19 protein-coding genes are annotated in these 20,633 nt (G+C 68.0%); 13 read left to right on the top strand and 6 right to left on the bottom strand.

Going from position 1 to position 20,633, the window contains the following annotated elements:
- Window positions 1-201: 201 nt before the first annotated feature.
- A complete protein-coding gene (locus tag U5771_RS26685) occupies window positions 202-1,335 on the bottom strand; it encodes an acyl-CoA dehydrogenase family protein (protein WP_322026739.1) in 1,134 nt (377 codons plus the stop codon).
- A gap of 137 nt (window positions 1,336-1,472) precedes the next feature.
- Between U5771_RS26685 and U5771_RS26680 the strand changes: the two genes are divergently transcribed.
- The 3 genes from U5771_RS26680 (at window position 1,473) to U5771_RS26670 (ending at window position 4,991) form a co-directional block, all read left to right on the top strand.
- Window positions 1,473-2,507, top strand: a complete 1,035-nt coding sequence (locus U5771_RS26680; RefSeq protein ID WP_322026738.1) for an AraC family transcriptional regulator — start codon at window positions 1,473-1,475, stop codon at window positions 2,505-2,507.
- Window positions 2,508-2,628: 121 nt separating this feature from the next.
- Complete coding sequence (locus U5771_RS26675; protein ID WP_322026737.1) at window positions 2,629-4,221, top strand: nodulation protein NfeD; 1,593 nt, start codon at window positions 2,629-2,631, stop codon at window positions 4,219-4,221.
- A complete protein-coding gene (locus U5771_RS26670) occupies window positions 4,218-4,991 on the top strand; it encodes a slipin family protein (RefSeq protein ID WP_322026736.1) in 774 nt (257 codons plus the stop codon). The genes U5771_RS26675 and U5771_RS26670 overlap by 4 nt, the downstream gene beginning before the upstream one ends.
- Window positions 4,992-5,074: 83 nt before the next feature.
- Here U5771_RS26670 and U5771_RS26665 read toward each other — a convergent pair whose 3' ends face one another.
- Window positions 5,075-6,352, bottom strand: a complete 1,278-nt coding sequence (locus tag U5771_RS26665; protein ID WP_322026735.1) for a haloacid dehalogenase-like hydrolase — start codon at window positions 6,350-6,352, stop codon at window positions 5,075-5,077.
- 500 nt (window positions 6,353-6,852) lie between these two features.
- Here U5771_RS26665 and U5771_RS26660 point away from each other — a divergent pair, with 500 nt between their 5' ends.
- The 5 genes from U5771_RS26660 to U5771_RS26640 all read left to right on the top strand — a co-directional run bounded on the left by U5771_RS26660 (window position 6,853) and on the right by U5771_RS26640 (window position 11,558).
- The gene (locus U5771_RS26660; RefSeq protein WP_322026734.1) at window positions 6,853-7,752 is read left to right on the top strand and encodes a M24 family metallopeptidase; all 900 of its coding nucleotides are present in this window, start codon (window positions 6,853-6,855) and stop codon (window positions 7,750-7,752) included.
- A 49-nt stretch (window positions 7,753-7,801) separates the two neighbouring features.
- Entirely contained in the window at window positions 7,802-9,589 is a 1,788-nt protein-coding gene (locus tag U5771_RS26655; protein WP_322026733.1) for an SDR family oxidoreductase, read from the top strand.
- Window positions 9,590-9,623: 34 nt separating this feature from the next.
- Complete coding sequence (locus U5771_RS26650) at window positions 9,624-10,529, top strand: metal-dependent hydrolase (RefSeq protein ID WP_322026732.1); 906 nt, start codon at window positions 9,624-9,626, stop codon at window positions 10,527-10,529.
- A 114-nt stretch (window positions 10,530-10,643) separates the two neighbouring features.
- Window positions 10,644-10,931: a hypothetical protein gene (locus U5771_RS26645; RefSeq protein ID WP_322026731.1), complete on the top strand. Its 288-nt coding sequence runs from the start codon at window positions 10,644-10,646 to the stop codon at window positions 10,929-10,931.
- Between the two features lie 252 nt (window positions 10,932-11,183).
- A complete protein-coding gene (locus tag U5771_RS26640) occupies window positions 11,184-11,558 on the top strand; it encodes a DUF2917 domain-containing protein (protein ID WP_322026730.1) in 375 nt (124 codons plus the stop codon).
- 179 nt (window positions 11,559-11,737) lie between these two features.
- On the opposite strand, the gene U5771_RS26635 is transcribed toward U5771_RS26640, so the two are convergent.
- Window positions 11,738-12,016: a hypothetical protein gene (locus U5771_RS26635; protein WP_006480752.1), complete on the bottom strand. Its 279-nt coding sequence runs from the start codon at window positions 12,014-12,016 to the stop codon at window positions 11,738-11,740.
- 765 nt (window positions 12,017-12,781) lie between these two features.
- On the opposite strand from U5771_RS26635, the gene U5771_RS26630 reads away from it, so the two are divergent.
- Window positions 12,782-14,083, top strand: a complete 1,302-nt coding sequence (locus tag U5771_RS26630) for an NCS2 family permease (RefSeq protein ID WP_322026729.1) — start codon at window positions 12,782-12,784, stop codon at window positions 14,081-14,083.
- Between the two features lie 476 nt (window positions 14,084-14,559).
- On the opposite strand, the gene U5771_RS26625 is transcribed toward U5771_RS26630, so the two are convergent.
- Window positions 14,560-15,411: a LysR substrate-binding domain-containing protein gene (locus U5771_RS26625; RefSeq protein ID WP_322026762.1), complete on the bottom strand. Its 852-nt coding sequence runs from the start codon at window positions 15,409-15,411 to the stop codon at window positions 14,560-14,562.
- A 203-nt stretch (window positions 15,412-15,614) separates the two neighbouring features.
- On the opposite strand from U5771_RS26625, the gene U5771_RS26620 reads away from it, so the two are divergent.
- From U5771_RS26620 to U5771_RS26610, 3 genes are read left to right on the top strand one after another with little or no spacing between them, the layout of a single operon-like run.
- On the top strand, window positions 15,615-16,181 hold the full coding sequence (locus U5771_RS26620) for a sugar ABC transporter (protein ID WP_322026728.1): 567 nt from the start codon (window positions 15,615-15,617) through the stop codon (window positions 16,179-16,181).
- Between the two features lie 13 nt (window positions 16,182-16,194).
- Window positions 16,195-16,521, top strand: a complete 327-nt coding sequence (locus U5771_RS26615; protein ID WP_322026727.1) for a hypothetical protein — start codon at window positions 16,195-16,197, stop codon at window positions 16,519-16,521.
- A 3-nt stretch (window positions 16,522-16,524) separates the two neighbouring features.
- Window positions 16,525-17,388, top strand: a complete 864-nt coding sequence (locus U5771_RS26610) for an MBL fold metallo-hydrolase (protein ID WP_322026726.1) — start codon at window positions 16,525-16,527, stop codon at window positions 17,386-17,388.
- 151 nt (window positions 17,389-17,539) lie between these two features.
- Here the strand turns inward: U5771_RS26610 and U5771_RS26605 are convergent, their stop codons facing one another.
- On the bottom strand, window positions 17,540-17,827 hold the full coding sequence (locus tag U5771_RS26605; RefSeq protein WP_014898618.1) for a DUF1488 domain-containing protein: 288 nt from the start codon (window positions 17,825-17,827) through the stop codon (window positions 17,540-17,542).
- A 245-nt stretch (window positions 17,828-18,072) separates the two neighbouring features.
- Window positions 18,073-18,264 carry a DUF2964 family protein gene (locus tag U5771_RS26600; protein WP_322026725.1) on the bottom strand — a complete coding sequence of 64 codons (192 nt, stop codon included), beginning with the start codon at window positions 18,262-18,264 and terminating at the stop codon, window positions 18,073-18,075.
- Window positions 18,265-18,692: 428 nt separating this feature from the next.
- Here U5771_RS26600 and U5771_RS26595 point away from each other — a divergent pair, with 428 nt between their 5' ends.
- Window positions 18,693-20,582: a sigma-54-dependent Fis family transcriptional regulator gene (locus tag U5771_RS26595; protein ID WP_322026724.1), complete on the top strand. Its 1,890-nt coding sequence runs from the start codon at window positions 18,693-18,695 to the stop codon at window positions 20,580-20,582.
- Window positions 20,583-20,633 lie beyond the last annotated feature (51 nt).

Genomic DNA, 20,633 nt, shown 5'->3' with positions numbered 1-20,633 from the left:
CCCGCGTTAGCGCTTTGGCGCTTACGCGGGTCCCATGCCTTGCGGTCGACCGGTGCACGTGCTGCAGCACATGCCCGGCTCCGTGTCGCGCGGCGCACGGTCACGTCGTTGCGTGCCGCGTTTGCCGCGCGACCCTCGTGCCCTGCCGGTTTGCCGGCCTGTCTGCTTGTTTTCGTGGTTGCCGGCGGCGCGCGTCGCGATTCAAAGCTGTCGCGCGATCACCATCCGCTGCACTTCGCTGGTGCCCTCGTAAATCTGCGTGATGCGCGCATCGCGATAGTGACGCTCGACTTCGTAATCGGCGAGGTAGCCATAGCCGCCGTGGATCTGGATCGCGTCCGAACACACGCGCTCGGCCATCTCGGACGCGAACAGCTTCGCCTGCGATGCTTCCGACAGGCACGGCAGCCCGGCCGTGCGCAGCTTCGCCGCGTGATGCACGAGCAGGCGCGCCGCGTTGATCTGCGTGGCCATGTCGGCGAGCTTCTGCTGGATCGCCTGGTGCTCCGCGATCGGCTTGCCGAACTGCACGCGCTCGCCCGCATAGCGGCGCGCCTTGTCGAACGCGGCACGCGCGATGCCGAGCGCCTGCGCGGCGATGCCGATGCGCCCGCCTTCCAGGTTCGACAGCGCGATCTTCAGCCCTTCGCCGCGATTGCCGAGCAGGTTCTCTTCCGGAATCGCGCAGTTATCGAGCGTGATCGGACACGTATCGGATGCGCGGATGCCCATCTTCTTCTCGGGTTTGCCGACGATGAAGCCCGGCGTGTCGGTCGGCACCAGGAACGCGGAGATGCCGCGCTTGCCGGCTTCCGGGTCGGTCATGGCAAAAACGATCGCGACCCCGGCACGCTGGCCGTTGGTCACGAACTGCTTCGCGCCGTTCAGCACCCACTTGCCGTCGCGCAGTTCCGCCCGCGTGCGCAGGTTGTGCGCCTCGGAGCCGGCCTGCGGCTCGGTCAGGCAGAACGCGCCGATGATGCGGCCCGCCGCCATCTCGGCCAGCCAGCGATCCTTCTGCGCCGGCGTGCCGAACCCGAGGATCGGCCCGCAGCCGACCGAGTTGTGCACGCTCATCATCGTCGCGCAGGCAGCGTCGCCGGCGGCGATTTCCTCCATCGCCAGCGCGTAGGCGACGTAATCCGTATAGGCGCCGCCCAGCTCCTGCGGCACGATCATCCCGAGCAGGCCGAGTTCGCCGAGCTGCGCGACGACGGCGTCGGGCAGGTGCGCGTCGTGGTCCCACTGCGCGGCGTTCGGCGCCAGCACCTCGGTGGCAAAAGCGCGCGCGGCGTCGCGGATCATCCGCTGGTCTTCGGTGTAAAGCTCGTCCATGGCGCTGCTGTCTCCCGCGGCCGCGTGCCGCGACCGACCTTCCGTTTCGATGCAACAAGTGTAGGCAAGCACGCGCGACTGTTCGATGCTCGCGCCGCTCATTTACACTGAGCGTTTTTGCCATACCGGCGGCTTCGATGAAGCAGGAAGAGAAGGGAACCGTCGCGATCAGCCTCGTCGCCTACAGCGTCGCGCTCGCCACCCGGCGCGGCGTCGCGGCCGAGCCGCTGCTCGCGCAGGCCGGCATCGCGCCCGCGCTGCTCGGGCAGCCGCGTGCGCGGGTGTCCGCGCAGCAATACGGCGCGTTGTGGAACGCCATTGCGCGCGCGCTCGACGACGAGTTTTTCGGGCAGGATCGCCACCCGATGCGCAGCGGCAGCTTCATCGCGATGAGCCAGGCCGCGCTGTCCGCGCAGGACGGGCTGCATGCGATGGCGCGCGCGGTGAATTTCATGCACTGCGTGCTCGACGACCTGCACGCGGAGCTCGACGCCAACCCGCAGCGCGTGCGGCTGCGCTTCGTGCACCGCAACAGCGCCGCGGCGCCCGCGATGTTTACGTACGCGACCTATTTCATCATCGTGTACGGGCTCACCTGCTGGCTGATCGGGCGCCGCATCCCGCTGCTGCACGCGAGCTTCCGCTGCGACACGCCGCCGGCCGACCACGAATACCCGTCGATGCTGTGCGACGACATGCGGTTCAACCAGCCCGATTCGTATGTCGATTTCGATCCCGAATTCGCGACGCTGCCGGTCGTGCAAAACGCGAAGACGCTGAAGGCGTTCCTGCGCAACGCGCCGGCCAGCTTCATCGTCAAGTACCGCAACCCGAACGCGCTTGCGCAGCGCGTGCGCACGGTGCTGCGCGGGATGCCGCCCGCCGCGTGGCCCGGCGCCGGCGGGATGGCCGCGCGGCTGCACGTGGCCGAGGCGACGCTGCGCCGCAAGCTGCACCAGGAAGGCCACGCGTACCAGTCGATCAAGGACACGCTGCGGCGCGACCTCGCGTTCGAGGCGCTGGCCGATCCGGCTCGGACCATCGCCGACGTGGCGGCCGCCACCGGTTTCGCGGAACCGAGCGCGTTCTACCGCGCGTTCCGCAAATGGAGCGGGCGCAGCCCGGCCGAATACCGGGAAGAAGCGCTCGCGCGGGGCGGCGGCGCCGGCTGAGTGCGCGGCCGGCGGCCCCGCCTTCGCGCTTTCCGCCGAAACCGCCTAATCTTCAAATATCGGGCCAACGCCCTTTCCGCGAGCCGGACGGCGTGCGGCCGCGCGCCGCCCGGACGCCCCGATGCGCATTCACCGTCATGGACCGCCGCCGGCACCTGCATCGCCCGGCGGCCGCCCCCGTCACCCGCTGTCCGCGCGGGTCGCGCGCGCCGCGCTGTTCGCGGCGCTGCTCGTCGTGTGCGCGGCGGTTGCCGCCCCGCCTCCCGCCGCCGCCCCCGCCGCACCGGCCCCCGCGCCGACGGTCGTCGTGATTCCGGTCAACGGCGCGATCGGGCCGGCCAGCGCCGACTTCATCGTCCGCTCGCTCGACCGCGCGGCGCGTGACCACGCGCCGCTCGCGATCCTGCAGCTCGATACGCCCGGCGGGCTCGACACGTCGATGCGGCAGATCATCAAGGCGATCCTCGGCTCGCCGGTGCCGGTCGCCGCGTTCGTCGGGCCGAGCGGCGCACGGGCCGCGAGCGCGGGCACCTATATCGTCTACGCGAGCCACATTGCCGCGATGGCGCCCGGCACCAATCTCGGCGCGGCATCGCCGGTGCAGTTCGGCATCGGCGGCGGTGCACCCGGCGCGCCGGGTACGCCAGGGACACCGGGTGCGACGAAGCCGGCGCCGGCCGGCGCATCGGGTGCTGCCGGCGCGTCCGGCGCATCCGCGACGCCGGCCGAGCTGCCGAACGACACGCAGTCGACCGAGATCCGCAAGGCGACCCAGGATGCCGCCGCGTACATCCGCGGCCTCGCGCAGTTGCGCGGACGCAATGCCGAATGGGCCGAGCGCGCGGTGCGCGAAGCCCTGAGCCTGTCGGCGAACGAGGCGCGCGCGCAGCATGTCGTCGACCTGATCGCCCAAGACCCGGCCGACCTTGCCCGCAAGCTCGACGGCCGCGCCGTGACGACGACCGCCGGCACGCTGCACCTCGCGACCGCGCATGCGCCGCTCGTCGTGCTGGCGCCCGACTGGCGCAGCCGTTTCCTGTCGATCATCGCCGATCCGAACGTCGCGCTGATCCTGCTGACGATCGGCATCTACGGGCTGTTCTTCGAATTCGCGAACCCCGGCTTCGTGCTGCCGGGCGTCGCCGGCACCATCTGCCTGCTGATCGGGCTGTTCGCGATGCAGTTGCTGCCGATCAGCTATGCGGGCCTCGGGCTCGTGCTGCTCGGTCTCGGCTGCCTCGTCGCCGAGGCGTTCCTGCCGACCTTCGGCGTGCTCGGTTTCGGCGGAATCGTCGCATTCACGATCGGCGCGCTGATGCTGATCGACACCGACGTGCCCGGCTACGGCATTCCGTGGCCGGTGATCGTCGGCCTCGCGCTCGGCGGCGGGCTGCTCGTCGCCGGCGTGTCGAGCGTCGCGCTGAGCGCGCGGCGACGGCCGGTGGTGACGGGCGCCGAGGCGATGGTCGGCAGCATCGGCGAAGTGATCGACGACGGCCTGCACGCCGACCAGCCGCAGGGTGCGGCCGGCCCCGCACCGTCGGCGGCGGGCTGGGCGCGCGTGCACGGCGAGCGCTGGCGCGTCGCGAGCAGCACGCCGCTGGCCGCGGGTTGCCGCGTGCGCGTCACCGGCCGCCAAGGGCTGACGCTCACCGTCGCGCCGCTCTACGACGCGCCGTCACACGAACAACAACACCAGGGAGCACCGTCATGATGGGCTACACGTTTGGCTTCAGCAGCGTCCTGATCGTCTTCATCGTGGTGCTCGTCGCATCGTCGATCCGCATCTTCCGCGAGTACGAGCGCGGCGTCGTCTTCATGCTCGGCCGGTTCTGGAAGGTGAAGGGGCCGGGGCTCGTGCTGATCATCCCGATCGTCCAGCAGGTCGTGCGGATCGATCTGCGCACCGTCGTGTTCGACGTACCCGCGCAGGACGTGATCACGCGCGACAACGTGTCGGTGAAGGTCAATGCGGTCGTGTATTTCCGCGTCGTCGATCCGGAGAAGGCCGTGATCCAGGTCGCGCGCTTCTTCGAGGCGACGAGCCAGCTCGCGCAGACGACGCTGCGCGCGGTACTCGGCAAGCACGAACTCGACGCGTTGCTCGCCGAACGCGAGCAGTTGAATGCCGACATCCAGAAGACGCTCGACGCGCAGACCGATGCGTGGGGGATCAAGGTGTCGACGGTCGAGATCAAGCACGTGGACCTGAACGAAACGATGATCCGTGCGATCGCGCGGCAGGCCGAGGCCGAACGCGAACGGCGCGCGAAGGTGATTCACGCGGAAGGTGAATTGCAGGCGTCGGAGAAGCTGCTGCAGGCGGCGCAGCGGCTTGCGCAGCAGCCGCAGGCGATGCAGTTGCGCTACCTGCAGACGCTGACGACGATCGCGGCGGACAAGAATTCGACGATCGTGTTTCCGCTGCCGGTCGATCTGCTGAGCGCATTGCTGGATCGGTTGGGCCCGCCACGCGAGCATTGAGACGCGCGGGTGCCGGCCCGCGCGACGCCGCGGCCGATGCCGACGGGCGCCCAAGGCCGCGACGGCCCGGCGCCCGGCCCGCGTCAGGCCAGCAGCTTGCGCTCGGTCTTGCCGTACTTGATCGACTTCTCGTCCGGAACCATCAGGCCCGTGTGCTCGTCGCGGCCCTGCAGCAGGAAGCGCGCATCCGGGTTGCCGATCTGTTCGGCCGCGAGCTTGCTGTCCGCGCCGATCTCGCCCTTCTTCATCCGGTTGACGATCACGCCGGCCGCGGTGTCCTTGAAGTCGCGCAGCATCCACGCGTCGCCGTCGCTGTCGCCGAACACCAGCAACGGGCCATAGCCCTTCTTCGATGCAAGGACGTTGCGGATACCCACCGTCTTGCCGGGCCCCCAGTTGAAATGCCAGCCGGCCGGATAGACGCTCGTGTACTTGCCGTCCTGCATGTCGAGACGCAGGCCGATCACGTTCTCGGGCGCCACGCCGTAGCCATAGTTCGGATTGCCGGCGAATACGCGCACGACATCGTCGAGCGACGCGGTACTCACGTACACGTCGATGCCGTTCGCACGCAGCGTATGCATCACCGCGCGGATTTCCTCGTGAATGCGGATGCCGTGGAAATGCGTGTCGGCCACCACGCCGGCCTTGCCCGGCAGCGCCTTCGGGCTTTCGTAGCGGACCTTGCGCAGCGCGTCGCCGATACCGTAGTTGTTCGACGCTTCGGCCATCGCCTGCAGCTCGGCGGTCGTCATGTTCTGGTAGAAGTAGATGATCCACTTGTAACCGACTTCGAGCGGATGCGTGTCGCAGATCGCGTCGTACATGAAGTACAGCTTCGCGCGAAAATCCTTGAACTGGTCGGTCTCGCGAATCTCGTCGAGGCTCTTGTCGCCGCCGAAACCCTTGTAGTTCGCATGGAGCCAGCGGTAGTCGGACTCGACGTCGGCGGCGAGATCCTCCATCGTCACCGGCTTGCCGTCGACGGTCGTGTAGTCCTTCATGAATGCGCCCTTCGGCACGTCCTTCCACATCACGCCGACGAACTCTTCCGGCGTCAGCTTGTACTGCAGATGGTTGATCTGGTACATCAGCAACGCCTCTTCACAGTCGTTCATGATGCACGTGTTGTCCCAGTCGAACACCGCATACGGACGGCGCTTTCCGTCGTAGCGCGCGCTCGCGACGCCATGCCGGTCGAGCACTGCCTGCAGGCGCGCGGCGTTGAACGGCGACCAGCGGCCCGGGTCGAGCGCGTCCGGCGCGGTCGCGCTCTTCGCGCCGGCCATGCCGGCCTTGAGCATCAGCGGCGTCGCGGCGGTCGCCGCGGCAAGGGTGTTCATGAACTGGCGGCGTTGCATGGTCTGTCTCCGTGGAAAGATCGAATCGGCTTCGGTCGCCGCCCCGCGCGACGCGCGGCACGGCGAAGCCGCGAAGGCTTCGAATCGGGGGCGAATGATGTGACGAAATTATTTCGGCAATTTGACAGCGTCGCGCCGCGACACGACGGAGAGTTGATCCGGCGCGACATGCCGGGCCGGCGCCGCAACCGCGCGACGCGCGCCGGCCGGCTCCGCCGCCCGCGACACGTGCGCTGCGGCAGCCATCCGGCCCCGAGCGCCGGAAACCTAGAGCTTCCCCTCCATTTCGGCCCTTCATTAGGAGAAATCCTCATCTCCGGGGGCTGGCGTGCCACGTCGAACCGGCTATGATGATTACATTACTCAATGACACATTAAATGCTGGCTGAATAGTTCGCCCCGGGTTCTCCGGCGGATGCATTCCGGATCAGCGCCGAAGCCTTGCACCGGACCCACGTCGCGCCAACGCGCGAACGCGGGCCGACACACGGAGACGCCTCATGGCCGCCACCCCCCCGTTGCCGGAAGTCCACCTCGACGAGCTGCCGCAATTCCGCGCGGTCCAGCAGCTTGCCTACCGCTGCGTCGAAACCGTCGGCGCGATGCTCTACCCCGGCATCACCGAGAAGGAGGCCGCGCGCCTCCTGACCGAATGGCTGCGGGACCACGGCGTGCACGACTGGCTGCACAAGCCGTTCGCGTGGTTCGGCGACCGCACCGCATTCGAGGGCTTCTCCGGCCTGAAGCACCTGGGCGGCTTCAACCTCGCGTTCTTCCCGAGCAACCGCCAGCTCGAGACCGACATGCCCGTGATTCTCGACGTCGCGCCCGTGCTGAACGGGATCGTCGCGGACGTCGGCTACGCGCACTGCCTCGGCCAGAACCCGATCCTCGAACAGCTGCAGGACGACCTGATGGACCATCGCGACCTGATCGTGCGGCTCGTGAAGGCGCGCCGCCCGATGGCCGAGGTCGCGCAGGCGGTCGACGCGCTGTGCCGCCGCCAGGGCGTCGAACCGCGCCACAAGGCCTATCCGTTCAAGGTGCTCGCGCATCGCGTCGCGAGGATCCACAAGCTGTCGAAGCCGCGCTTCGTCGCGCGCTTCGGGCTGAACGCGACGCGCAACCTGCTGCTCGACCAGGGCCGCGCGGCGAAGCAGCAAGGCTGGTCGCCGTTGTGGTCGATCGACCGCCGCTCCGAGCATGCGCCCGTGCCGGGCCTGTGGGCGGTGGAGCCGCATCTCGGCTTCGGCGGCGTCGGCGCGAAATTCGAGGAACTGCTGGTGATCACCGACGACGACGCGTACTGGCTCGACGACGACCTGCCGCATGTGCGCCGCTGGCAGCGCCGCCAGGCCGAACGCGCGCCGGCCGTCGCGACCGCGCAGGCCGCCGCCTGACGCGCACGCCTCGCCCCTTTCTCCCGAATCCCTGAACGACGGACTCACGATGCAGCCTCTTTCCGACGAAGCGCCGCTGGCCCTGTTCGAATCGGTTCACAGCGAGACGGCCGTCGCCTCCGGCGACCTGACGCTCGCGGTCCGAACCTGGGGCGACCCGGCCCGCTCGCCGGTCGTGCTCGTGCACGGCTACCCCGACGACAGCAGCGTCTGGCAGCAGGTCGCGCCGCTGCTCGCGCGCAAGCACTACGTGATCGCCTACGACGTGCGCGGCGCGGGCCTGTCCGGCGTGCCGAAGCGCACGGCCGACTACCACCTCGCGAAGCTGACCGACGACTTCGTTGCGGTGATCGACGCGCTCTGCCCCGGCCGCGCGGTGCATCTGATCGCGCACGACTGGGGCTCGATCCAGGGCTGGGAATTCGTCACCGATCCGCGGCTCGCCGGCCGCATCGCGTCGTACACGTCGTGCTCGGGGCCGTGCCTCGACCACGTCGGCTTCTGGCTGCGCGAACGCGTGCTGCACCCGACGCCCGCGTCGCTGGCCAGGCTCGGCGGCCAGCTCGCGCGCTCGTGGTACGTGTACCTGTTCCACCTGCCGTTCATCCCCGAGCTCGGCTGGCGGCTGTGGCTCGGCCGCGCGTGGCCGGGCCTGCTGCGCCGGGTCGAGCAGACCCCGGCCGCGCCGCGCGCGACGCAGGCCGACGACGGCGCGCGCGGCGTGCGCCTTTATCGCGCGAACTTCATCCGCTGCCTGTTCGCGCCGCGCGAGCGCTACGCGCACGCACCGGTGCAGACGATCGTGCCGCTCGGCGACAAGTACGTGAGCCCGGCGCTGTCCGAGAACCTGTCGCGCTGGGTGCCGCAGTACTACCGCCGTGAAGTCGCGGCCGGCCACTGGCTGCCGCTCGCCGATCCCGCGCGCTTCGCGGGCCTCGCCGAACAGTTGATCGACGCAGTCGAATCGGGCGACGAGCCGCCCGCGCTCGCGAACGCACGCCGCCGCGCCACCAGCGGCCGCTTCAGCGGCAAGGTCGCGGTCGTCACCGGCGCCGGCAGCGGCATCGGCCGCTGCGCGGCACTGGCGTTCGCCCGTGAAGGCGCGACGGTGGTTGCGTGCGACATCGATCTCGCGAGCGCCGAGCGCACCGCGCTGCTGCTCGGACTGACCAGCGCGCCGGCACACGCGAAACGCGTGGACGTCGGCGCCGCCGACGAGATGGAAGCGCTCGCCGCGTGGGTCGGCAGCGAACTCGGCGGCGCGGACATCGTGATCAACAACGCGGGCATCGGCATGGCCGGCGGCATCCTCGACACGAGCGAGCGGCACTGGGAGCGCATCCTGCACGTGAACCTGTGGGGCGTGATCCACGGCTCGCGGCTGTTCGCGCAACAGATGGCCGCGCGCGGGACCGGCGGCCACATCGTCAACACCGCGTCGGCCGCCGCGTTCGGCCCGTCGCGCGACCTGCCCGCCTACGCGACGACGAAGGCCGCCGTGCTGATGCTCAGCGAATGCATGCGCGCGGAACTCGCCGAGAAAGGCATCGGCGTGACGGCCGTGTGCCCGGGCTTCGCGGAAACCGGAATCATGGCGTCGACGCACTACGCGGGCGCCAACGCACAGGACGAGGCACGGCTGCGCAAGCGCGCGACGAAGCTTTACCAGATGCGCGGCCTGAAGCCGGAAACCGTCGCGCAGGCGATGGTCGACGGCGTGCTGCGCAACCGGCCGGTCGTGGCGGTGGGCACCGAGGCGCACGCGCTGAGCTTCGTCGGCCGCTTCATGCCGTGGCTCGGCCGGATGCTCGCCCGCGTCAGCATGGCATCGCATTGACGGCGCAGACCGTCGCACAGGAACGGAGACACAGATGACCGCTACCGCCGACTATCACAAGATCAAGGCCCGGCACGTGAAGTTCGACTTCAGCGACACGCCGATCACCTGGGTGCCGAACGACCCGGGCAGCACGCACATCATCAACACGCTGAACCTGCTGTTCCCGGAAGGCGAGCTGTGGTTCTGCCGCGTGTACAACAAGGCGCTGCCGCACATCACCGACGCGCGCCTGCGCGACGAAGCCGAAGGTTTCCTGCGCCAGGAAGCGGTGCATTCGCGCTCGCACGGCGGCGTGCTCAAGCATTACTACGACCGGCACGGGATCGACACGAAGCCATTCACGCAGAAGCTGAACTGGCTGTTCACGCGCGTGCTGGGCGAAGCGCCGTTCGGGCTGAAGATCGGCCACACGCGTTTCTGGCTGCGGCAGCAGCTCGCGGTGATCGCGTCGCTCGAGCATTTCTTCGGCTATCTCGGCAACTGGGTGCTCAACGCGCACGGACTCGACGAAGGCCATGCCGACCCGACGATGGTCGACCTGCTGCGCTGGCACGGCGCGGAGGAAGTCGAGCACCGGACCGTCGCGTTCGACATCTACAACCACATGGGCGGCAACTACCCGGAGCGCTGCGTGCACATGGCGTTCGTGATCGTGCTGCTGCTCTACTTCATCACGACCGGCGCGAAGTTCATGTACCGGCGAGATCCCGCCGCCGGCCGCTATCCGGGTTTCGTGCTCGCGTGGTGGAAGGGTTCGCGGCGCGGGCACCTGCCGTCGTTCTGGAAAGTGATCGGCGCGGCGCTGCGCTATTTCAAGCCAGGCTATACGCCGCACCACGAAGGCTCGACCGAGCAGGCGCTCGCGTATCTGGCGCGCTCGCCGGCCGCGCAGGCGGCCGCGCACGGCGGCAACTGGGGCACGACGAAGGGTGCTTGAGCGGGTTCGCCAACGGCTTCGTCAACGGCTTCGTCAACGGCTTCGTCACGGCCTCGGCGGGCAGCGCCCGCCGAAATGCGTACAATCGCGGCTTCATTTCCCGGAGGTGCCGCGATGGCCATGAAGAAAACCGATCTAGAAAAGAACAAGGCGCTCAAGCTGACGCACGCGATGAAGCAGTCGAGCTCCGCGCGTTTCGGCAAGGGCGCCGACGAAGCGGCGAAGCTCGATCGCCGCGCGCAGCGCAAGCTCGACCAGGAACAGGGCCTCGTGCCGTTCGCGTGCAAGCTCAACGCCGACCTCGTCGAACAGCTGAAGGCGCGCGCCGCCACGCATCCGGACGGCATGACGGGCCTGCTGTCCGAACTGCTCGTCAACGGCCTCGCCCAGCGCGACGCATGACACGCCACGCATCTCGAAAATAGTCGTTGACAACGCCGTACGACATCGACAAACTCGTTCGCATGCCTACGTTCAAGCTCATCGCCATCGCGAATCATTGCCCGGTGAACATTCGAAAGAATGGATCACGGGAGGCGCTTGTGCGTTAGCATCCGAGCAGTACCGCATGTCACACAAGGCCTCACCGGAAACGGATGAGGCCTTTTTGTTCTGGTGCGCGTCATCCGTCCGGCTCAACGAATGGAGCAGACGATGGACCAGGCAAGCCCGTTGTTCGACCGTCCCGATTCGCGCCGCGTCGGCGCGATCGCGTTACCCACTGTCGTGATCCGCTTCGCGGTCGCGCCGCGCACGACCCTGACCTGGCGCGCGCCGAGCGATGCGGAGATTCGTGCGCACGGCGCGCCGCTGTGGATCACGCGGCCGCCGAGCGTCGACGACTACTGGGTACAACCCGGCGACGTGCTGCGCATCGCGCGCGGCGATCGCATCTGGCTCGGCACCGATGACGACCGAGCCGCCGAAGCGTCGATCACGACGGCGTACACGCGGCGCGGCGAACGGCTGAGACGCACGCTTGCGCGAATGCAACGTTTGCTCGTCGGACGATGGCGAAGGCGGGATTGACGATGCGCGGTCACGCGCAACGGGATACCGGGACGCGCGGAATCAACGCATCCGGAAACGGACGCACCCGCGGCGCAATGCGTCGCGGGTGCGCATCGAATGACGCGGCACGCGCGTGCGTGCCGCGAGCGATCGCGCGCCGTGCGCAACCGTCACATGCATCGCATGCATCGCGTGCATCAGGTGCTGGCGGCGAGACGCGGGCCCGTGCTGCGGGGTGTGGAATCAAGGTCGGGGCGTTGCGCCGCCTGCGAGGTCACCCACGGGTCGATGCCTTGCTTTTGCACCTCCTCGAGAAATGACACCCGTGTACGCCAGTAATCCGCTTGTAATTTCGCATCGATGACGCGCTGTTCGGCTGCGAACAGTTCCATGCGCGCCGTCACGAGCATCGACGCAGCGGTTTTTTCCGGCGTGGGGGCGTGCCGCATCGCCCAACGGCTGATCCAGTTCAACATGCTGACCTCCGGGATGACGGACGAACCCGCATCGGGCAATCGCAATCGGTCGCGCCTGCCCGAATGCGCAACGACCGTTACCGCACTTCACCGCCTGGCCTGCACGGACTGCGACTCCCCCGCGTCGGCAACAACGGACCGGCGTGTGTGCGCGGTGTATCTATCCTAGAAAGACTTGCCGGTTAACGCGATGACGTCTTGCAATCTTTTACACAGAAACCACAGTCGGGCCCGTATCGCGAAATGACAGTTGCGGACCCGACGGCTTCGGCGCAGGATAGCCCGATATCTGAAACCGCCTGGACTGACGAATCGCCGCTGCACGCCGCTGCGCACCCGCGCCGGCCATGTGCGTGCGTTCGCGCACGCGTTGCGCCCGTCCTGCGTTCACCCGGCATGCGGGCGCGCCATCGCAGTCGCATGTCGTCACAAGTCGTCGGCGGCCTCGCGCCGCATGTCGATCATGCCGTTGCGCCCGCATCGGCCGGCACGGCCCGCCATCGAATCGTTTCCATCGCTTCTACCCGCCCGCTTCGTCCGAACCGGTAAAATGCGCGCCTTCCTCGCGCGGCCGGCCTGTCCGACCGTTCGCGCGAACGCAGCCGATCGTGCCCCGCAACTATATCGTCCGAGCTATCCGCGCTATTACAATCCGCCGATAGCGTGGCAATAGTGGCTGGTTACAGTAGGCCGGCCTCGCGCTGCCCTACAACAATTCGGCACCAACAACAAGCAACACGACATCCCGACCGGAGAAACGTCTTCATGGAATCCATCAAGCGGTATTTCGGCTTCGCTGAAGCCGGCACCGACTTCCGCACCGAAATACTCGCGGGCGTCACCACGTTCCTGACGATGGCCTACATCATCTTCGTCAACCCCGCGATCCTCGGCGATGCCGGCATGCCGAAGGAATCCGTGTTCGTCGCGACCTGCCTCGTCGCGGCGCTGGCGTCGATCATCATGGGGCTGTACGCCAACTACCCGATCGCCTGCGCGCCCGGCATGGGCCTGAACGCGTATTTCGCGTACACGGTCGTCAAGGGGATGGGCTTCACGTGGCAAGCCGCGCTCGGCGCGGTGTTCATTTCGGGCTGCCTGTTCCTGCTGGTCACGCTGTTCCGCGTGCGCGAGGCGATCGTCAACGGCATTCCGAAATCGCTGCGCATTTCGATCACCGCCGGCATCGGCCTGTTCCTCGGCATCATCTCGCTGAAGACCTCGGGCGTGATCGTGGGCAGCCCGGCCACACTCGTCACGCTCGGCGACCTGCACAAGCACGACACGATCCTCGCGATCATCGGCTTCTTCACGATCGTCACGCTCGACCACCTGCGCGTGCGCGGCGCGATCCTGATCGGCATCATCGGCGTCACGGTCCTGTCGTTCTTCTTCGGCGACAACCAGTTCCACGGCGTGTTCTCCGCACCGCCGTCGATCGACGCGACGCTGTTCAAGCTCGACATCGGCGCCGCGCTGTCGACCGGCATCATCAACGTGATCCTCGTGTTCTTCCTCGTCGAACTGTTCGATGCGACCGGCACGCTGATGGGCGTCGCGAACCGTGCGGGCCTGCTCGTCGAAGGCAAGATGCACCGCCTGAACAAGGCGCTGCTCGCCGACAGCACCGCGATCGTCGCGGGCTCGGTGCTCGGTACGTCGTCGACCACCGCGTATATCGAAAGCGCGTCGGGCGTGCAGGCCGGCGGCCGCACGGGCGTGACGGCCATCACCGTCGCCGTGCTGTTCCTCGCGTGCCTGTTCATCGCGCCGCTCGCCGGCGTCGTGCCGGGCTATGCCACGGCACCGGCACTGCTGTACGTGTCGTGCCTGATGCTGCGCGAAATGGTCGACGTGCCGTGGGACGATGCGACCGAAGCCGTGCCGGCCGCGCTGACCGCACTGCTGATGCCGTTCACGTACTCGATCGCGAACGGCGTCGCGTTCGGCTTCATCGCGTACGGCGGCCTGAAGCTGCTGACGGGCCAGGCCCGCACGGTCAAGCCGATCGTGTGGATCATCGCGGCCGTGTTCCTGTTCCGCTTCTTCTATCTCGGCAGCGAGTGACGCGCGCGCTCCGGTGCGCCGCATGATGAAAAAACGCCACCTTCCGGTTTAACGCCGTTCAGTTGCGGTTCCTGTCGAGGAACCGAACGGAATCGCGAGAAGGACGGACCTTGACGACCCGGTCGCATGTGCGGCCGGGTCGTTTCACATGCGCGCCCGGCAAGGACGCACGCCCGCGGGTGAACGTCCCGCCGCAGGCGGGTCGCTGCGAAACCCGTTCATCACGGCGACCAACCCCGCTCGATAACCGGGCGGGGCAGTCCGGGTTCAATTGAGAAACCGGTTTCGGCTTGCCGATTCGTGGTATGGACAAGCCGAAACCGGTATGGCGAGTTTTGCAGCCGTGCTTCGACTGTCGGCGAAGCAGCGGAAAAAGCCGTCCGAACGCCTGATGCCGTTCGGTGAAGCACTGAACGGCATGACACCGTCGGGTGGCGTTTTCGTTTGGGTAAACGCATGGTACGGGCGACGTCAGGTCACGCGTCCGCCTGCCCGAGCACCCAGCGCGCGAAGGTCTGCAGCGGCCCGTCGCTTAACTCCAGCGCTTCCGGCAACACGAGACAGAAGCGCTTGACCACGTTTCGACCGTCCGGCCAGGGTGCCGCGAGCAACCCTTGCGCGATCTCGGTTTCGACATAGAGGCGCGGCACCAGCGCGACGCCCAGCCCGGCCAGGGCCGCCGCGATCAGCATCGAGTAAAGATCGTAGCGCGCGCCGGCGGCCGGATTGTTCACCGGCAACCCCGTCTCCTGCACGTACGCCGACCACGCATCGGGCGCCTGACGCTTGTGCAGGCGCGGCAGCGTGCCCAGCAACGCATCCGGCTGCCCGCCCGCGAGCAGCGACGGATGGCAGACCGGCACCAGCACCTCCTCGCACAACCGGTACGCATGCATGCCGGCCCACGCCGGATGCTCGAAGTGAATCGCCGCATCGAAGCCGCTGCCGGCCAGCACGAACGGCTCGGCGCGATCGGCGAAATGCACCGTGATGTTCGGATGCTGCGTCTGGAAGCCCTTGAGCCGTGGAATCAGCCAGCGCGTCGCGAACGTCGGGGTCACGGCGATATCGATGCTGCCGCCGTCGCCGGGCTGCCCCATCATGTACTGGCTGTCGCGCTCGAGCCGGTCCAGCACTTCGCGCACCTGCGCCGCGTAGCGCACGCCGTTCGGCGCCACCCGCACGCGGTTGCCGACCCGCTCGAACAGCGCCACGCCAAGAAACGCCTCCAGCCGGCCGATCTGCCGGCTGATCGCGCCTTCCGTCAACGCCAGCTCGTCGGCGGCGCGCGCGAAGCTCCCATGCCGCGCCGCGGCCTCGAATGCCATCAGTGCCGAATTGCTCGGAATCCTGCGTCGCGTCACGTTTTCTCCCGGTCCGACCGGCGACGGTCATAGCTTGATCAAATATCAATGAACGGTGACGAATCATCGTTTTTCGCCCATTCGTTCGCTCATTATCATGACAAAAAATCAACCCGTCGAGCCAGCCGATCGATCCCGAAGGCCCGCTCGCTACCCGTGGAGATGTGATGATCTATGCCGTTGAATGCAGCATCGCCGAGCCAGCCGTCGAAGCCGAGTGGAACGACTTCTACAGCCGCGTCAAACTGCCGGCGCTGATCTCCGTATCCGGCTTCCGCACGTCGCAACGCTTTCGCGCCCGCGGCGGCAACGGCCCCGTCTACCTCGCGCTGCATACGATCGACGGCCCCGACGTGCTGACGTCGGCCGAGTATCGCGACAAGGGCGGCGGCAATTTCGCGCGCTGGCAGCCGCACATCGTCGCGTGGCGCCGCAACGTGTACGACAGCGCGGCACCCGCGCCGGCCGTTTCCGGCAATCAGTGGCTGGCCGTTTGCGACGACGCCGCCCCGTTCGCGCGGGCAGGTATCGCCGCCACGGCCATGCATGCGATCTCGCTGGACCGCCAGCCGGCCGCTCGCTGGCTGGCGGTCCTCGATCACGATCAGGCGCGGCTCGCGTCCGATGCGTCCGGCGCCGCGATCCGGCTCTATGCGCCGATGGGCGACCGGCTCGTCAGCGCGGCGGCGGCAGAAGCGGCGGCGTCTGCGTCGGCGGCAGCGACCGCACGCTGACGGGAGCCCGGCCATGCCCAGCGTCACGATTTTCATCCCCGAGGCGAGCATGCCGTCCAACGCGGTGCTCGACGCGCTGTCATCGGCCTGCGAGACGCTCTGCACCGATGTGTTGAGTGCCGCACCCGGCACGATCCACGTCGCGTACGTTCCGGTCCGGCACGGCTGCGGGCATCCGGTCAGCGCGGAGATTCGCTTTCGCATCGCATCATTTCGCACCACTGAATTGATGAATCGGTTCATGACCGAGCTGGATCGCGAAATTCTTCACCACACCGGATTCGTCGCCCGCATCCGTTGCTTCGGCCACGACACGCCACACCTTCACGCCCGACATTGACCCATGAGCGCACCCATTTCCCGCCCTTCGTTCCCGCGCCGTCAGGTCGGCGATTTCTCGGTGACCGCGATCAGCGACGGCACGCTGACGGCCGGCCTCGATCTGCTGTCGAACATCGACGTCGACGACGCGACCGGCATCATGCACCGGGCCGGCATGCACGCACCGTCCGACGTCAACATCAACTGCTACGTGATACACGGGAACGGCCGCACCGTACTGGTCGACACCGGTGCCGGCGGCATCCGGAACTGGGGCGGACTGCTGCGTCCGTCGCTGTGGCAAGCCGGCATCGATGCGCGCGACATCGACACGGTCCTGCTGACGCACGCGCATCCCGACCACATCGGCGGCCTGCTCGACACCGACGGGCGGCCGGCCTTTCCGCAAGCGGAGGTGCTCATTCACGAACGGGAACGTGCGTTCTGGCTGGACGACGACGCGTACCAACGAGCAAGCGAGCGAGCACGCGTCAATTTCCGGATCGCGCGGCGCACGTTCGACGCCTGCCAGGCTCGGCTACGCACCATCGAGGCAGGCGACGTGCTGCCTGGCATCGTCGCGGTGCCGCTGCCGGGGCACACGCCCGGCCACACCGGCTATCGCGTCGAATCGCTGGGTGAGCGCCTGCTGATCTGGGGTGATCTCGTGCATTTCGCGCCGATTCAGGTCGCTCGCCCCGACGTGTCGATCGCGTTCGATCATGATCCGTCGCAGGCATCCGCGACGCGCGCGGCAACGCTCGCCGAAGTTGCTTCGGACAACCTGCCGATTGCGGGCATGCACCTCGCCGACACCGGCTTCGCACGCATCGCGCGCGCGAACGGCGCAACCGACGGCGCGTATGCGCTCATCGGGGCGGATTAAGCGAAACGGAACGCAGGGATGCCCTCGCGGCTCACGACGCGCGAATCGTGGCGCAAATCGGCCCGCGCAAGCGGAACACCCGCGGGCGGGCGCCGATATGACACGGGCGCCGGTATCCGGCGCCCGCTCCGTCGCTGCCCGGTCGTCCGGCTCAGCGCCAGTTCGCTTCGTAGAAGCGCACGTAGCCGCTGCGCAGCGTCACGCATTGCGCGCGCGTCTCGGACAGCAACCGCCGTGCGGCTGCCTCGATACGCTCGCGATGCTGATCGTACGCACCGACCATGTCCTCGAAGCGCGGCGATGCCGCACCGAAATGATCCTCCAGCGCCTCGGCGGTGATCTGACATTGGACGCGCTCGCCATTGACCAGCGCCGTGAAACCAAGCATCAGGTCGCGCCCCGAATATTCGGGCTTCTCATTCGTGAAATGAATCTGCATGGGAGCCGCCTATCGTCCGGTAGAAAGCAAATGACCGCGTCCGTCGTCCGCTACCGGCCGGACGAAAATGTACGCGGGCTCGCCGGCAGAGGCATGATCCACGGGGTATGGCGCGAACAACAATGCATGCCGGTTGCCTTCCACTTTAGACGGTTTCGCGCAGGAGGCAAAATTTGCGATGTGCGTCGTTCCGACGCGCATTTCCTCTGACCAGCGCGACATCCGGCACCGCTTGCCGAACGGCGTCAGTGAGGATCGGAGGGCCAGATGTTCAGCGCGATCGCGGCGGTCGTGGCGCCCGCCGCGATCGCGGCCGCCCCGTATTGCACCGCGTCGCTCAGGTCGAACAGCAGACCATGGATCGCCACGGCGATACCGCCCAGCATGATGAAGGTGGCGATGGCCGCCAGCACGACTCTTAGTTCCGTCCGAACCATGATGCGTCTCCCGAACGGATGCATGTCGCGTCGCATGCATGTTGCAATGCAGAACACGGCGCGTGCGTATTCCACTTCCATCATTGCAGGCGGGTGCTTAAAAGCAAGGGGTTTTTGTACGCAGTCGCACAACGCGCGCGGCGCTTGTATGATGAGGCGATATCGACGGCGGCGGCCCGGGTGGCGGATGGTGCGGTGCGGAGCGTCAGGGTGGGTCGACTGTGAAGCGTGGGGTTCAAGCGAGCGCTGAAGCGCCGATTTGGGGCGACCGCGAAGCATGGGGCCCAAGCGAGCGCTGAAGCGCCGACTTGGACCGACCGCGAAGCATGGGGCCCAAGCAAGCGCTAAAGCGCTAACTGGGGCCGACCGCGAAGCATGGGGCCCCAGTAAGCGCTAAAGCGCTAACTGGGGCCGACAGGAGACAAGACATGCCTCAACCTTTCGTGCTGCCCGCCACCGCGGGCCGCATCGACCTGCTCGCGCAGGCGCATGCCCGTTCGACCGCGGTCGGCCTGCGCGCCAACGAGCGCCCCGATTTCTCGCCGCTGTCGCGACTCGCGCTGCGCGAACTGCTCGACACGAACCACGCGCTGTTCGCACACGCGCGCCCGGTGATGGAGAACCTCCACGCGCAGATCGCCGACACGCAAAGCCTCGTGCTGCTCACCGACGCCGACGGCGTGATCCTGCACAGCATCGGCGACGCGGACTTCATCGAGAAAGCGAACCGCGTCGCGCTGTGCACCGGCGTGTCGTGGGCCGAAGGCGCACGCGGCACCAACGCGATCGGCACCGCGCTCGCCTCGGGCCAGGCGGTGGCCGTGCATGGGTCCGAACACTTCCTGCGCGCGAACCATATCCTCACCTGCTCGTGCGCGCCGATCATCGACCCGTTCGGCCGCACGCTCGGCACGCTCGACGTGAGCGGCGACCCGCGCGGCTTCAGCCCCCATACGCTCGCGCTGGTGCGGATGTCCGCGCAACTGATCGAGAACCATCTGTTCGCGAACCAGTGCGCGGAAGCGCTGCGGCTGCGCTTCCACGCCCACGAGGATTGCGTCGACTCGCTGTTCGCCGGGCTCGTCGCATTCGGCCCCGACGGCGGGCTGATCGCCGCGAACCGCAGCGCGCAATTCCAGCTCGGCGCGACGTTCGATGCATTGCAACATCAAGGCTGCGATGCGCTGTTCGGCATGCACTTCGGCCAGCTCGCGCAGCAGGCGGCCCGCGCGCCCGGCGCGCCGTTCCGCCTCACGCTGTCGACCGGCGTGCGCGTGCTCGCACGCTGCGAATTCGCGGAAGCGCACAAGACGACCGTCGCCGTCACGCCGCCCGCGCCGGCCGTGCGCACGCGGGCGCCGGACCCCGACGCGATCACGCTCGCGACGCTCGACACCGGCGATGCGCGGATGGCCGCCGTGCTCGAACGCGTCGCGAAGATCCGCGGACGCGACCTGCCGTTGCTGATCCTCGGCCAGACCGGCACCGGCAAGGAATGGCTCGCGCGTGCGCTGCACCAGGCATCGCCGCGCGCGGACGGCCCGTTCGTCGCGGTCAACTGCGCGGCGCTGCCGGATTCGCTGATCGAGGCCGAACTGTTCGGCTATGAGGACGGCGCCTTCACCGGCGCGCGCAAGCGCGGCAGCCCCGGCAAGATCGTGCAGGCCGACGGCGGCACGCTGTTTCTCGACGAAATCGGCGACATGCCGCTCGCGCAGCAGGTCAGGCTGATGCGCGTGCTGCAGGAGCGCGCGGTGATGCCGCTCGGCGGCGCACGCGCGGTGCCGGTCGACGTGCGCGTGGTCTGCGCGACCCACCGCGACCTGCGCGCGATGATCGCCGAAGGCACCTTCCGCGAAGACCTGTTCTATCGGATCAACGGGCTCGCGGTCACGCTGCCGCCGCTGGCCGCGCGCACCGACCTGCCCGCGCTGGTCGAGCGGATCCTCGCGCGACTGGCGCACAGCGAACCGATGCCGAGCCGCCTCGCGGCCGACGTGCTCGACGCGTTCATGCGGCACCGCTGGCCCGGCAACCTGCGGCAAATGACCAACGTGCTGCGCACGGCCGGCATGCTCGCCGAAGACGAAGCCGAAATCACGCTCGCCCACCTGCCCGACGATTTCTGGCTCGACTGCGACGATGCGCCCGCGGCGGAAGCCGCACCGGCCGACACGCGCGAAGCGACGACGCTGCAGAGCCACCAGGCCGCGGTGATCGATGCGGTACTCGCGCGGCACGGCGGCAACGTCTCGGCCGCCGCGCGCGAGCTCGGGCTCGCGCGCAATACCGTGTACCGCTACCTGCGCCGGCACTGACACCCCCGGCCGGCTGCCCGACGGGCGCCGGCCGCATCGCCTTCGGGTATG

The sequence above is a fragment of the Burkholderia sp. BCC1977 genome (assembly GCF_905339595.1).
Classification (GTDB): Bacteria; Pseudomonadota; Gammaproteobacteria; order Burkholderiales; family Burkholderiaceae; genus Burkholderia.
This window is presented reverse-complemented; position numbering and strand designations above follow the sequence as displayed.